The organism is Aeromonas hydrophila subsp. hydrophila ATCC 7966, assembly GCF_000014805.1.
GTDB lineage: Bacteria > Pseudomonadota > Gammaproteobacteria > Enterobacterales > Aeromonadaceae > Aeromonas > Aeromonas hydrophila.
In genome coordinates this window covers 259,456-273,785 of the sequence record NC_008570.1, presented here as the reverse complement: position 1 = coordinate 273,785, position 14,330 = coordinate 259,456, and the positions used below count along the sequence as shown (strand labels likewise).

Below are 14,330 nucleotides of genomic sequence, written 5' to 3'. Positions count from 1 at the left end.
GCGCAACGGCTGCGTCAGCCCAGTACCGACTCGGCGCTGACGTACTCGTAGCCGAGTGCCTGCGCCACCGCCGCCTGGGTTATCTTGCCCTTGAACACGTTCAGACCGGCCCGCAGGTGACGATCGTCCTGCAGCGCCCGGGCATAGCCCTTGTCCGCCAGCGCCAGCACGAACGGCAGGGTGGCGTTGGTCAGCGCGAAGGTGGAGGTGCGCGCCACCCCGCCCGGCATGTTGGCCACGCAGTAGTGGATGATGCCGTCCACCACGTAGGTGGGCTCCTCGTGGGTAGTCGGGTGGGAGGTCTCGAAACAGCCGCCCTGATCGATGGCCACGTCCACCAGCACCGAGCCCTTGCGCATCAGCTTGAGCATGTCGCGGGTCAGCAGCTTGGGCGCCGCCGCCCCCGGGATCAGTACGGCACCGATCACCAGATCGGCCTGGGCGATGCACGCCTCTATGTTGGTGCGGGTGGAGTAGAGGGTCTTGAGGGCCGGGCCGTACAGGCTGTCCAGCTCCCGCAGCCGCGGCAGGGAGCGATCCAGGATGGTGACGTCGGCCCCCAGTCCCAGCGCCATGCGCGCCGAATTGACGCCGACCACCCCGCCACCCAGCACCACCACCTTGGCGGGCGCCACCGCGGGCACCCCGCCCAGCAGGGTGCCGTTGCCTCCCTGCGCCTTCTCCAGGCTGTGGGCACCGGCCTGGATCGCCATCCGCCCCGCCACCTCGGACATGGGCGCCAGCAGCGGCAGGCCGCCGCGATCATCGGTCACCGTCTCGTAGGCGATGGCCACCGCCCCCGAGTGCACCAGCAGCTGGGTCTGCACCGGGTCCGGCGCCAGGTGCAGGTAGGTGAACAGCAGCTGACCCGGCCTGAGCAGTTCGCACTCCTCCGGCTGGGGCTCCTTCACCTTCACTATCATCTCGGCCCGGGCGAAAATCTCCGCCGCGCTGGCCACCAGTTCGGCACCGGCTGCCTGGTACTCGGCGTCGGACAGCCCGATCGCCTCGCCTCCCTGCTGCTGCACCAGCACCTTGTGTCCCCGGGCCGTCAGCTCCTGCACTCCGGCGGGAGTCATGCCGACCCGGTATTCATGGTTTTTGATTTCCTTGGGTACGCCAATAATCATGCTCGCTCTCCTGCTGTGATCCCGCCGGCAGCCGTGTCGGCGCCGGGCAGGATGCCCAAAAATTGCAACAACCACTGCATCATGGTGGCCGAATCCACCTCCCCCTCCAGCGAGGAGAGGCTGCGCTGGTAACGATCGTCCGGCAGCAGATCCCGCCGCCGCTCGATCAGCGCCCGGTTGTACTCCACCGAGAATTCCGGATGTCCCTGGATGGCCACTATGTGGTCACCCTGCAAAAACATGAAATTGGGACAAAAATCATTGCCCGCCAGCCGGGTGGCCCCCGGCGGCAGCTGCTCCACCTGATCCTGGTGGCTGGCCAGGATCCGGATGGTCTCGAGCCCAGGCTCCATCCAGGGTTGTCGCGCCAGCATGGGATGGACCGACACCCCCAGCCCCCAGCCCTTGGTGGATTTCATCACCTCGCCCCCCAGCGCCTGGGCGATCACCTGGTGGCCGAAGCAGACCCCGGCCAGCTTGACGTCGGCATCGTGGGCGCGCCGGATCCAGTCGCGCAGCGCCCGGATCCAGGGGATGTCGCTGTAGGCATCGTGGCGCGAGCCGGTGATGAGCCAGGCATCGCACTCGTGCAGATCGGCCGGCAGCTCGCCATCGAGCGCCGACCAGACCCGAAACTCCAGCCCGGGGGCCAGTGCCCGGAAGCCCTTGATAAACATCTCGGAGTAAACGGGGCCGAAATCCCCCACCAAGTCGGGGTCCAGCCGGTCACAATCGAGAATTCCCAGTCGCATCTGTTACTCCTTCACAGTGATAGCGGCGAACGAAGGTGGATTCCTGCCACCGGGCCATGTCCGGGCTAGCTGCTGCATGGTTGATTACTTCATGGTCGGCATGGAGAACTCCGCGCCCGCCCGCAGGCTCTGGGGCCAGCGGGCAGTCACCGTCTTCATCCGGGTATAGAAGCGCACCCCATCCGGCCCGTGCATGTTGAGCGGCCCGAAGATGGACCGCTTCCAGCCACCAAAGCTGTGAAACGCCATGGGCACCGGGATGGGAACGTTCACCCCTACCATACCGACCTGCACGCGGGCGGTGAAGTCCCGCGCGGTGTCGCCGTCACAGGTGAAGATGGCGGTGCCGTTGCCGTACTCGTGTTCGTTGATGAGCCTGAGCGCCGTCTCGTAGTCTGGCGCCCGCACGATGGCAAGCACAGGGCCGAAGATCTCCTCCCGGTAGATGCGCATCTCGGGGCCGACCCGGTCGAACAGGCTGCCGCCGATGAAGTAACCCTCGCCGTGGCTCAGGCCCCGACCGTCCACCACCAGCTCGGCTCCCTCGGCCACCCCCTGATCCACATAGCCGCGCACCTTGGCCAGGTGCTCGCGGCTGATGAGCGGCCCCATCTCGTTCTCCGGGCTCTGGCCCAGCCCCGGGCCCACCCGCAGCGCCGCCACCAGCGGCGACAACCTGGCCACCAGCGCATCGGCCGTCTCGTCCCCCACCACCACGGCCACCGAAATGGCCATGCAGCGCTCGCCGGCCGCACCGTAGGCCGCTCCCATCAGGGCGGAGACCGCCAGTTCGAGATCAGCATCCGGCATCACCAGCATGTGGTTCTTGGCGCCGCCCAGCGCCTGCACCCGCTTGCCGTGGGCCGAGGCGGTGGCATAGATGTACTGGGCGATGGGGGTGGAGCCGACAAACGACACGGCACCGACCCGCGGGTCGGTCAGCAGCACGTCTACCACCTCCTTGTCACCGTTGACCACGTTGAGCACCCCGTCCGGCAGGCCGGCCTGCTTGAGCAGCTCGGCCATGCGCAGGGAGAGGGAGGGATCCTTCTCGGAGGGCTTGAGAATGAAGGTGTTGCCGCAGGCGATGGCCACCGGGAACATCCACAGCGGCACCATGGCCGGGAAGTTGAACGGGGTGATGCCGGCGCAGACACCCACCGGCTGCATCATGGAGTGGCTGTCGACCCCGCGCCCCACGTTGAGGGAGTGCTCCCCCTTGAGCAGGTGGGGAATGCCGCAGGCAAACTCCACCACCTCGAGGCCACGAGTCAGCTCGCCCTGGGCGTCGGAGAACACCTTGCCGTGCTCGCGACTGATCAGCCGCGCCAGATCGTCCCTGTGCTGCTCCATCAACTCCTTGAAGCGAAACAGCACCCGGGCTCGCACCAGCGGCGGAGTCTGCGCCCAGTCAGCCAGGGCGCGCTCGGCGCTGGCGATGGCATCCTGGCACTCGGCGGCGGTGCTGAGCACCACCTGACCCTGCTGCTGGCCGGTGGCCGGGTTGAAGATGGCTCCGAAGCGCTCGCTGCGGCTCTCGGTCGTCTCGCCGTCGATGAAGTTGCTGACCCTGTATGTCATAAATCCTCCGTGATGGGTTATGCGTGCCTGCCCGCGCCGCCCCGGGGAGCAGGCACGGGCAAGTGGCGCCGCGACGGGCGCCATCAACCGGTTAAAAGTCAGTCCTGGGCCTGCAGGGCGTCCTGCAGCAGGGTGAAGAGATCGTCGATCTGGCTGCGCTCGATGATGAGGGGCGGCGACAGGGCGATGATGTCGCCGGTGACCCGGATAAGCGCCCCCTTCTCGAAGCAGCGCACGAACACCTCATAGGCGCGCTTGCCCGGCGCATCCGGCATGGATTCGAGCTCGATGCCCGCCACCAGCCCGTAGTTGCGCACATCCTTCACGTGCTTGCAGCCCTTGAGCGAATGGGCCGCCTCCTCCCAGTAGCCCGCCAGATCGGCGGCGCGGCTCAGCAGGTTCTCGTTGCGATAGATTTCGAGGGTCGCCAGGCCCGCAGCGGCGGCCACCGGATGGCCGGAGTAGGTGTAGCCGTGGAACAGCTCGATGGCTCCCTTGCCGGCCGCCATCATGTCGTCATAGATGGCGTTGCTCACCAGCACGGCCCCCATGGGGATGGCGCCGTTGGTCAGCCCCTTGGCACAGGTGATCATGTCGGGAATGACGTCGAACTCCTGGGCGGCGAAGGGAGCACCGAGGCGACCGAAACCGGTGATCACCTCGTCGAAGATCAGCAGGATGCCATGTTTGGTACAGATCTCCCGCAGCCGCTTGAGGTAGCCTTTGGGGGGCATCAGCACGCCGGTACTGCCGGCGATGGGCTCGACAATCACTGCCGCTATGTTGCTGGCATCGTGCAGGAAGACGATCTTCTCCAGCTCGTCGGCCAGTGCCACATCCTCCTCGGGCAGCCCCTTGGTGAAGGCATTCTTGGCGATGTTGAGGGTGTGGGGCAGGTGATCCACCCCGCCCAGCAGGGAGCCAAACCACTTGCGGTTGCCGGGAATCCCACCCACCGAGATACCGCCGAAGCCGACCCCGTGGTAACCGCGCTCACGGCCGATCAGCCGGGTACGGGTGCCCTGGCCGCGCGCCCGCTGCCAGGCCAGCGCGATCTTGAGCGCGGTATCCACCGACTCCGAACCGGAGTTGGTATAGAAGACGTGGCCAAGCCCCTTGGGGGCGATCTCCACCAGCCGGTTGGCCAGCTCGAACGGCAGGGGGTGCCCCATCTGGAATGTGGGGGCAAAATCGAGGTGAGAAATCTGCTGGGAAACTGCCTCGGCAATCTCGCGCCGACCATGACCCGCGTTGCAACACCAGAGCCCGGCAGTGCCATCCAGTATCTTGCGGCCATCCTCTGAGTGATAATACATCCCCTCTGCCGACTTCAGGATGCGCGGCGCCGCCTTGAACTGCTGGTTGGCGGTGAACGGCATCCAGAAAGCGGACATGTCGGAGGGGGTATTGATGTCGCTGATCGGTTTCATGGTCACCTCATCCTTAAGGTGTTTAGTAACTATCGGCCAATGCCTATTAAATTAAACACCTGAAATCTTAAAAAAGGGCTCAAACTTGCCCCATATGGTATCACCCGGCTAGCTGCTCTGAGCGGGGTGGTATAAGATATTTAACACAAATTTAATAATAGTAAACAGTCAAGGAGTGTCTATCGATGGATATCGGTCACCGCCTCAAGGCGGTTCGCACCAAGGCGGCCCTCTCCCAGCGCGAGCTGGCGAAACGCTCCGGTGTGACCAACGGCTTTATCTCCCAGATCGAGAAAAATCAGGTGAGCCCCTCGGTCGCTTCTTTGCGCAAGGTGCTGGAAGGCATTCCCATGTCGCTGGCCACCTTCTTCACCGATGAGACGGAGATGGACTCCGAGGTGATCTTCCGCGCTGCCGACATGCCGGATCTCGGCACCCACCCCATCAGCTACCGCCTGGTGGGCCACAGCCGCGCCAACCGTGCCATCGGCATGATGCAGGAGATACTGCCACCGGGCGCCGACACGGGTGACGACATGCTGAGCCACGAAGGCGAAGAGTGCGGCATCGTCATCCAGGGTCAGGTGGAGGTCACCGTCGGCGAGCAGGTCTACCTGCTGACGCCAGGGGACGGCTACTACTTCGACAGCCGCACCCCGCACCGTTTCCGCAATGTGGATGAGCACGAATGCGTGCTGATCTCGGCCAACACCCCCGCCAGCTTCTAAGCCATGAGAGGGGAGATCCCGCCCCTTGGCGGACCCGGCACAGCGACCAACCCCTTCGCGCCGGCCTCTGCTTCGGCAGGCGCCGACGGCCCGCGCTTGCGGAGCGGTTTGCCCCGCCGGATACCCTCGCCGGGACGGATTCCGGATGAGGCCAAATCAGCAAAGTGTTTAACGAATTGTTACAAGATGGATTTACAAGCGGCAGGATGTTTAGCATATTGATACGCGGAAACTGACTTTTTGCCGGTTCAAGGAGTGAACATGAGTGACCTGACCCTGGCCCAGTGGCAACACAAGGCCTCCCACCTGACCCTGCCCTCGCAAGCCTTCATCGACGGCAGCTACCGGGACGCCATCAACGGCGCCACCTTAGACTGCATCAACCCGGCCAACGGCAAGCTGCTGACCAAGGTCGCCGCCTGCGACGCCGCCGATGCCGAACTGGCAGTGCAGGCTGCCCGCGCCGCCTTCGACGACAAACGCTGGAGCGGTCTGCCACCCAAGCAGCGCAAGCAGATCCTGCAGCGCTTCGCCGAGCTGATGCGGCTCAACAAGGTGGAGCTGGCGCTGCTGGAGTCGCTCGACATGGGCAAACCCATCGGCGACGCCATGGGCTATGATGCCCCCGCCGCTGCCAACTGCATCGCCTGGAACGCCGAAGCCATCGACAAGATTTACGATCAGGTCGCCCCGGTCGAGGAGTCCGCCCTAGCGCTGGTGACCCGCGAGCCGCTCGGGGTGGTCGCCGCCATCGTGCCGTGGAACTTCCCGCTGGTGATGGCCTGCTGGAAGCTGGGGCCGGCACTGGCCACCGGCAACTCGGTAATCCTCAAACCCTCCGAGAAATCCCCGCTCACCGCCCTGCGCATCGCCGGTCTGGCCAAGGAGGCCGGCATCCCCGACGGCGTGTTCAACGTGCTGCCCGGCTTCGGCCACACGGTCGGTGAGGCGCTGGCCATGCACATGGATGTGGACTGCATCACCTTCACCGGCTCCACCAAGATCGGCAAGCATCTGGTGCAGTGCTCCGGCAAGTCGAACCTCAAACGCGCCTTTATGGAGTGCGGCGGCAAGAGCCCCAACATCATACTGGCGGATGCGCCGGATCTGGACGCTGCCGCCAAAAGTGCGGCCGGCGCCATCTTCTACAACCAGGGCGAGGTGTGTACCGCCGCCTCCCGCCTGCTGGTGCAAAACAGCATCAAGCCGCAGTTCATGGACCGGCTGCTGGCCCATGCCCGCGAATGGATCTCGGCCAACCCGCTCGACCCTGCCACCCGCATCGGCGCCATGGTGGATCACATCCAGATGGAGCAGGTGCTCAACTACATCGCCATCGGCCAGCAGGAAGGCGCCAAGCTGCTGCTGGGGGGCAAGCGCACCAATACCGAGAGCGGCGGCTTCTACATCGAGCCCACCATCTTCGACGAGGTGACCCCCGAGATGCGCATCTTCCGCGAGGAGATCTTCGGCCCGGTGCTGGCAGTGACCGGCTTCGACACGCTGGAAGAGGCCATTGCGCTGGGCAACGACACCGACTACGGTCTGGCCGCCGCGATCTGGACGGCGGATCTCAACAAGGCGGTGAAAGGCTCCCGCGCCCTGCGTGCTGGCACCGTGTTCGTCAACAACTGGGATGGCGGCGACATGACCATGCCGTTCGGCGGCTTCAAGCAGTCCGGCAACGGTCGCGACAAGTCACTGCATGCGCTGGAGAAGTACACCGAGCTGAAAAGCACCTGGATCCAGCTCGAATAGCATCAGAAATGACGCTTATCTGCGAATTGGGGGGAGAAATCCCCCTTTTTCATTTTTGCCCTTTCATCGCCAGCCTCAATCGATATAATCATCAAATAGACAAGCCCTTAAATATAAAGATAAAAATGTTATTTTTTCTGGGAAGTGTACTGTTTCTGGTGATAGGACTGCCGCTGCTGTTCTACATGCTGGGACACGGCGAGGCCTACGTGACTTGGGGTCCGTGGATCTCCGCCATCGCGCTTATGCTGTGGCTGTTGCTGGATGTGGACAAGATCCGCCGTGGCGGTGGCCGCTGAGCCGGGCACTACGCCGTTAAAATCCGCTGATCATCATTTATTAACTTCTTTCCCCGCAAAAGGATCGCTACACTGATTTTTTGCGATGTTTTCCCGCATCCAACTCTCCAGTGAAGGTTATCCGCATGCAGCAACACGTTCAGCGCCAGGGCGTCATCTACGCCTTGTGCGCCTATACCCTTTGGGGGTTGGCCCCCATCTATTTCAAGACCATTGCCGCCGTGCCGGCCGCCGAAATCCTGACCCACCGGATGATCTGGTCGTGCGCCCTGCTGATGGTGCTGACCCTGCTCGGCCGCCAGTGGCACAAGGTACAGGCGGTGCTGCGCCAGCCGAAAGTGCTGCTCACCCTGGCCTTCACCTCCATCACGGTCGGTGGCAACTGGCTGCTGTTCATCTGGGCCATCAACAACGGCCACATGCTGGATGCCAGCCTCGGCTACTACATCAACCCGCTGTTCAACGTGCTGCTCGGCATGCTGTTCCTGAGCGAGAAGCTGCGCCGGTTGCAGTGGTGGGCGGTCGGGCTGGCGGCGATCGGTGTCGCGATCCAGATCATCGCCTTCGGTTCCCTGCCCTGGATCGCGCTGGTGCTGGCCTCGAGCTTCGCCATCTACGGCCTGATCCGCAAGAAGCTGGCCCTCGATGCGCTGACCGGCCTCTTGATCGAGACCCTGATCATGCTGCCGCCGGCCGCCATCTATCTGTGGGGATTTGCCGACAGCCCCACCAGCCATCTCACCCAGAATGACTGGCACCTCAACCTGCTGCTGATCGCCGCCGGTGCCGTCACCACGGCTCCCCTGCTCTGCTTCACCGCCGCCGCCACCCGGCTCAAGCTCTCCACCCTGGGCTTCTTCCAGTACATAGGGCCGAGCCTGATGTTCATCCTGGCGGTTACCCTCTATGGCGAGGCGCTGGCGCTGGACAAGATGATCACCTTCGCCTTCATCTGGAGCGCGCTGGTGCTGTTCAGTCTGGACGGGCTGCGCAGCGGCAAGCGCCGGCAGGCAGCGGAGCAGGCTTGACGGCAAGGGGGCGCCACGCTGCAATAATCTACAAGCCCACGTTCGGGTTTCAGGTTATCAATAGTCGATGAGCGCACCCCAATCCCGCATCCACTACTGGCAATCCCGGCTGCTGCCGGGGGTCGAACTCTCCCACTCCCACCACAGGGAATTCAGCTATGGCCGCCATGTGCACCTGGACTACCACATAGGTCTGGTGCAGCAGGGCGGCCAGAAATTCATCCACAAGGGCAGCAGCCACCACCTGGTGCGCGGCGAGCTCTCCACTGTCAACCCGGACGAGATGCACGACGGCCTCAGCCTGCTGCCGGAAGGGTACGAGGTGCGGGTGTTCGCCATCGCCCCCGAGCAGCTGGCTCGCTGGCTGCCGGACAGCCCGGAACCCTTCTTCGACCAGGGGCTGCAGCGCCGCCCCGACCTCTATCAGGGATTTGCCCGGCTGCACATGTACCTGGACAACCCCAGCCCCGACGGCCTGCTGGCGGAGAGCGAGCTGCTGGCCCTGCTCGGCGAGCTGCTGCACCTGGCACCGGAGCGCCACGCCCTGGCCGACCCCCAGCTCAGGTATCTGCGCGACCATCTGCTGGCCCGGCTGGATGAACGCCACAGTCTGGAGGATCTGGCCGCCCTGTTCGGACTGGATCGCTTCGCCTTCCTGCGCCAGTTCAAGAAGAAGACCGGCATGACCCCCTACGCCTGGCTCAAGCGACTACGGCTCGAACAGAGCAAGCGCCTGCTCGGCAGCGGCCTGCCGGTGAGCGAGGTGGCGCTGGCGGTCGGCTTCTTCGATCAGAGCCACTTCCACCACGGCTTTCGCCAGGCGTTCGGCCTCACCCCCGCCGATTTTCGCCAGCAGATGCTGGCCGCCAGTGGGCACGCCGACTAACTCCGCACTGCAATCTTTTACAATCCGGCGACCCCGCAATCCGCCATGCTGTGAACTCGATACTGTCCCAGAGGTTTCCATGTTCACCAGCCTGTTTCTGACCATAGGTCTCATCCATCTCATCGCCCTGGCGAGCCCGGGCCCGGACTTCGCGCTGATCCTGCGCACCAGCTTGCACAGGCCCACCGCCCTCGGGGCGGCGCTCGGCATTGCGCTCGCCATCCTGGTGCACGCCACCCTCAGCCTCACCGGCATCAGCCTGCTGATTGCCGAACACCCCTGGCTGTTCATCACGGTGAAGGTGGTCGGCGCCCTCTATCTGGGCTGGCTCGGCTGGGGAGCGCTCAAGGCGGCCTGGCACAGCTCGGCCGAGCTCGCCCTGCACGCCGGCGGCGAGGCACAGGGTTGGCGCAAGGGGGTGCAGCGCGGCATTGCCACCAACCTGCTCAACCCCAAGGCGCTGCTGTTCTTCATGGGGCTGCTGGCCGCCATGGTGACACCGCAGGTAGACGGCCTGACTCGCGGCCTGCTGGTGCTGGAACTGTTCCTGCTCTCTCTGATCTGGTTCGGCGTGCTGGCCTGGAGCCTCTCCACCGTGCGGGCCCAGCGCCTGCTTGGCCGCGTGCAGCGTCCGCTCAATCTGGTCACCGGCTTGCTGTTTGGCGCGGTCAGCCTCTCCATCCTGACCGGCATGGCCGGCGAGGCCTATGCCCTGGTCCTGCACTGACACCCGTGTGCCAGCCATAAAAAAGAGGGATGGCCCAGGCCATCCCTCTTTACGTTCATTATTTCTGGCCGGGTAACCGGCCCTCTCACTGGCCCTTCATCAGAACCACTGGCCGTGGCGCTTGATGTAGATGCTCTTGACGGTCTGGGTCAGCCCCATGTAGGCCAGCATGGTGATCACCAGCCACATGAAGTACTTGGGCCCATCCAGAGTGATGAAGCCGAAGTGCTCGGCCAGCGGCGAGAACGGCAGGTAGCAGCCGATGGCGATGGCGATCGAGGTGGAGAGCAGCACCGGCAGAGTGGCGGTACTCTGCAGGAAGGGGATCTTGCGGGTACGCAACATGTGCACCACCAGGGTCTGCGACACCAGCCCCTCGATGAACCAGCCTGAGTTCATGATGGCCTGACCGTTGACCAGCGGATCCATGCTGCCGTTGGCGGTGGCATAGAGGGCACCGGCACCGAACACGAACCACATCAGGCAGTAGGTGCTGATATCGAACACCGACGAAGTCGGGCCGAGCCACAGCATGAAGCGCTTGATGTTGCTCGCCTCCCACTTGCGCGGCCGCTTGAGGAACTCGGGGTCCATCTTGTCCCACGGCAGCAGCATCTGGGAGACGTCATACACCAGGTTCTGGATCAGCATCTGCATCGCCAGCATGGGCGCCCAGGGCAGCCAGGCGGAAGCCACCAGCACCGAGAAGACGTTGCCGAAGTTGGAGCTGGCGGTCATGTTGAGGTACTTCAAGATGTTGCCAAAGGTCTCGCGCCCCTTGATCACCCCTTCTTCCAGTACCATCAGGCTCTTCTCCAGCAGGATGATGTCGGCGGTCTCCTTGGCGATGTCGGCACCGCTGTCCACCGAGATACCCACGTCCGCATCCCGCAGCGCCGGCGCATCGTTGATGCCGTCACCGAGGAAACCCACTGTGTTGCCGTTGGCCTGCAGCGCCTTCACCACCCGCGACTTCTGCAGCGGGGTGAGCTTGGCAAAGATGGTGGTGTGTTTGACCACGGTGCACAGCGCCACGTCGTCCATCACCTCGATATCCTTGCCAAGCAGCGGCACGCCGGGCTCCAGCCCCACATCGCGACACACCTTGCTGGTGATGATGGGGTTGTCGCCGGTCAGCACCTTGACCGCTACGCCGTACTCATTGAGGGCGCGAATGGCCGGCGCGGCCGAATCCTTGGGCGGATCGAAGAAGGTGAGGAAGCCGCGCACCACCAGCTTGACCTCGTCGCTGGTGCGATAGCTCTGCTTGCACTCGGTAGCCGGGATCTCGCGGGTCGCCACGATCAGCACCCGATAACCGTCGGCGTTGAACTCCTCGCTCTGGCGCAGCAGGGCGCGGCGATCCGCGTCGGTCAGCTCCCTAACCTCCTGGCCATCGGCGATCTGGCTGGAGACGGCCAGCATCTCTTCCACCGCCCCCTTGGAGACCATCAGCTGCTGGCCCAGATCATCCTGCACGATCACCGACAGGCGCCGGCGCACGAAGTCGAACGGCAGCTCGTCCACCTTGCGGTAGTTGGCCGGCTTGCAGCTCTCCCCCAGCGCATCGGCGTGCTCGACCACCGCGATGTCCATCAGGTTCTTCATGCCGCTCTGGTGAAAGCTGTTGAGCCAGGCCAGCTGCAGGATCCGGTCGTCCCGCTTGCCACGCACGTCGTAGTGGTGCTCGAGGATGATCTTGTCCTGGGTCAGGGTGCCGGTCTTGTCGGTGCAGAGCACGTCCATGGCGCCGAAGTTCTGCACCGAGTTGAGCCGCTTCACCACCACCTTGCGCTTGGCCATGGCCACCGCGCCGCGCGCCAGGTTGGCGGAGACGATCATCGGCAGCATCTCGGGGGTGAGCCCCACCGCCACCGCCAGTGCGAAGGTGAGCGCCGACATCCAGTCACCGCTGCTGACCCCGCTCAGCATGAAGACGATGGGCACCATCACCAGCATGAAGCGGATAAGCAGCTTGGTGACGCTGTTCACACCGCGATCGAAGCTGGTCTCGATGCGCTTGTGGCTCACCACGTTGCGGGCCAGCGAACCGAAATAGGTGTCGCTGCCGGTGGCCACCACCACGGCGCGGGCGGTACCGCTCACCACGTTGGTCCCCATGAAGCAGATGTTGGGCAGATCGAGCAACCCAGCCTCCCCTGCGCCGGTGCCGGTGCCGTCCGCCGACTTGCCGGCCACGGCGCCCAGGGTGTCGTACTTCTCCACCGGCAGCGCTTCGCCGGTCAGCACCGCCTGGCTGATGAAGAGATCGCGGGATTCGATCAGCTTGATGTCGGCCGGGATCATGTCCCCCGCCTGCAGGTGCACTATGTCACCGGCCACCAGCTCGGTCATGGCCACCTCCTTGCGCTGGGGGGCGACCCCGGGCGAGGGGCGGCGCTGCACGGTAGCGGTGTTGCGCACCAGCGACTTGAGCGCTTCGGCCGCCTTGGCAGAGCGGTACTCCTGCCAGAAGCGCAGCAGACCGCTCAGGCCCACCATGACGCCGAGGATGGTCACCTTGACCCAGTCCTCGTCGCCCGGCTCGGCCATCAGCACGTCCATCACGTAGCTGACCAGCCCGAGCACGATCAGCACCATCACGAAGGGGTTCTTGAACGCCTGCAGCAGCTGGATCAGCGCATGGGGCGGCTTGTCGTGGGTCACCTCGTTGGGACCAAACTGGATCAGGCGGTTGGCGGCCTCGGTCGCGGTGAGGCCGTCGATGTTGCCGCGCACGGCGGTGAGGGTGTACTCGAGGGACTTGTCGGCCTCATCGAGCACCCGGGAGGAGAGTTTCTCCCTGGCACTGGCCGGGGCAACGAACCCCTGCTGCTTGTGCCGGCTGGCGGTATGTTGTTGTTTCATGACTCGTTATCCTGATTTCTACGCGCAAGCGGGCCCTGTCGCGGGCCGGGCCTGGCGTCAGTACAGATGTGAAAAGGCAATGGACCCGGCAGCGAACAGGCAGTCGCCACACACAGGGCGGCCCGCAGACAGCTGTCTGCGCGACCACATCGGCATGCTCGGGTCGGATCAGGGGTCAGGACACCGTATCCCGTTCCCCGCAGGGGATCAGGAGTGGGTAGGCGTGGACCCCGAGGGTCTAGGTTTGGGCTCTTCGGTCATGACGGTTCCTCCGAGTTGAGCGGCAGCAAGCCGGCCCCGGCATATCGAGGGCACGGCAGGTCATCGCCGGCGGGCAGATCCGCGCGGCGGCGTTATCGGCAGGAGGCAAGGGCCGCAACGGGGCGACCAGGACCGATAAAGGAGATCAGGATAACCACAGGCAACAATAACGGCATGATGGCCGAATAATAATGAGGAGGGTTCATGGTTCGGTCATATGAGAAATCAACCGCACCCCATGAATATATTGAGAAATAGCCAGCGCATATTTCCAAATATATAAGGAAGAGACCTTCATTATTTAAATTCGCAACGCAGCCTATCGAAAACCACATTGTTTTCAATACGAGCTGTCCATCCTGTTATTTCACGCCGGCCTGTTTGTCCCTGCTCGCCAAAGATCCGGTGAACGGGCGCAACGGGCAGCCCCGGGCCCATGACAAAGGGCGTACGTGGCAAGGCGTGCAATTGCTGGGGCGCGAGGCGGCATGGCTCGCAGAGGGAGTGGAACAATCCGGGGAGCAACGCAGATCCCGGCGGGACTGGGTTGCAAGAGTCGGGATGACTCGCTAGATGCCACACTCTGAGCGATCAGAGTGAGGGAGAAGAAGGAATATCAACCTCAGTTCTGATTAGCCCACATCGCGCTGTGCAATCGGCTACAACTGTCGCTTTCCATAATATCCTTCCATCTGTTGATAACACGCCAAGATTCTACCCAGAAATATTTGGCGGCGCAAAATATAAATTCATATTTTAATAAATCACCAGCCATGAATTGCCATTCTCCTATTTTTTCGCAAACGCTTCTCAACGCCTATTTGAGAATGGCTCAACCGACCGGCCGTGATGTCGATCGCTCCGTCAGCCCTCACTGACAGC

The 14,330-nt window shown here is 63.6% G+C and carries 11 protein-coding genes; 6 read left to right on the top strand and 5 right to left on the bottom strand.

Annotation, left to right across the window (positions count from 1 at the left end; genetic code table 11):
* Positions 1-14: 14 nt before the first annotated feature.
* The 4 genes from ald to AHA_RS01210 all read right to left on the bottom strand — a co-directional run bounded on the left by ald (position 15) and on the right by AHA_RS01210 (position 4,893).
* Positions 15-1,130: an alanine dehydrogenase gene (gene ald, locus AHA_RS01225; protein ID WP_011704256.1), complete on the bottom strand. Its 1,116-nt coding sequence runs from the start codon at positions 1,128-1,130 to the stop codon at positions 15-17.
* Positions 1,127-1,882 (bottom strand): glutamine amidotransferase-related protein, encoded by a 756-nt coding sequence (locus AHA_RS01220; RefSeq protein WP_011704255.1) that lies wholly within the window; start codon positions 1,880-1,882, stop codon positions 1,127-1,129. The genes ald and AHA_RS01220 overlap by 4 nt, the downstream gene beginning before the upstream one ends.
* Before the next feature lie 84 nt (positions 1,883-1,966).
* A complete protein-coding gene (locus AHA_RS01215) occupies positions 1,967-3,463 on the bottom strand; it encodes a CoA-acylating methylmalonate-semialdehyde dehydrogenase (protein ID WP_011704254.1) in 1,497 nt (498 codons plus the stop codon).
* Positions 3,464-3,561: 98 nt separating this feature from the next.
* The gene (locus AHA_RS01210) at positions 3,562-4,893 is read right to left on the bottom strand and encodes an aspartate aminotransferase family protein (protein WP_011704253.1); all 1,332 of its coding nucleotides are present in this window, start codon (positions 4,891-4,893) and stop codon (positions 3,562-3,564) included.
* Positions 4,894-5,078: 185 nt separating this feature from the next.
* On the opposite strand from AHA_RS01210, the gene AHA_RS01205 reads away from it, so the two are divergent.
* The 6 genes from AHA_RS01205 (at position 5,079) to AHA_RS01185 (ending at position 10,319) form a co-directional block, all read left to right on the top strand.
* Complete coding sequence (locus tag AHA_RS01205) at positions 5,079-5,621, top strand: cupin domain-containing protein (protein ID WP_011704252.1); 543 nt, start codon at positions 5,079-5,081, stop codon at positions 5,619-5,621.
* A gap of 261 nt (positions 5,622-5,882) precedes the next feature.
* Positions 5,883-7,379: an aldehyde dehydrogenase gene (locus tag AHA_RS01200; RefSeq protein ID WP_011704251.1), complete on the top strand. Its 1,497-nt coding sequence runs from the start codon at positions 5,883-5,885 to the stop codon at positions 7,377-7,379.
* A gap of 125 nt (positions 7,380-7,504) precedes the next feature.
* Positions 7,505-7,678: a hypothetical protein gene (locus AHA_RS21745; protein ID WP_016349064.1), complete on the top strand. Its 174-nt coding sequence runs from the start codon at positions 7,505-7,507 to the stop codon at positions 7,676-7,678.
* A 125-nt stretch (positions 7,679-7,803) separates the two neighbouring features.
* Positions 7,804-8,706 carry an EamA family transporter RarD gene (gene rarD, locus AHA_RS01195; RefSeq protein WP_011704249.1) on the top strand — a complete coding sequence of 301 codons (903 nt, stop codon included), beginning with the start codon at positions 7,804-7,806 and terminating at the stop codon, positions 8,704-8,706.
* 67 nt (positions 8,707-8,773) lie between these two features.
* Positions 8,774-9,592, top strand: a complete 819-nt coding sequence (locus AHA_RS01190) for an AraC family transcriptional regulator (protein ID WP_011704248.1) — start codon at positions 8,774-8,776, stop codon at positions 9,590-9,592.
* A gap of 79 nt (positions 9,593-9,671) precedes the next feature.
* A complete protein-coding gene (locus tag AHA_RS01185) occupies positions 9,672-10,319 on the top strand; it encodes a LysE family translocator (protein ID WP_045790883.1) in 648 nt (215 codons plus the stop codon).
* A gap of 99 nt (positions 10,320-10,418) precedes the next feature.
* Here AHA_RS01185 and mgtA read toward each other — a convergent pair whose 3' ends face one another.
* Positions 10,419-13,187 carry a magnesium-translocating P-type ATPase gene (mgtA, locus tag AHA_RS01180; protein ID WP_011704246.1) on the bottom strand — a complete coding sequence of 923 codons (2,769 nt, stop codon included), beginning with the start codon at positions 13,185-13,187 and terminating at the stop codon, positions 10,419-10,421.
* Positions 13,188-14,330 lie beyond the last annotated feature (1,143 nt).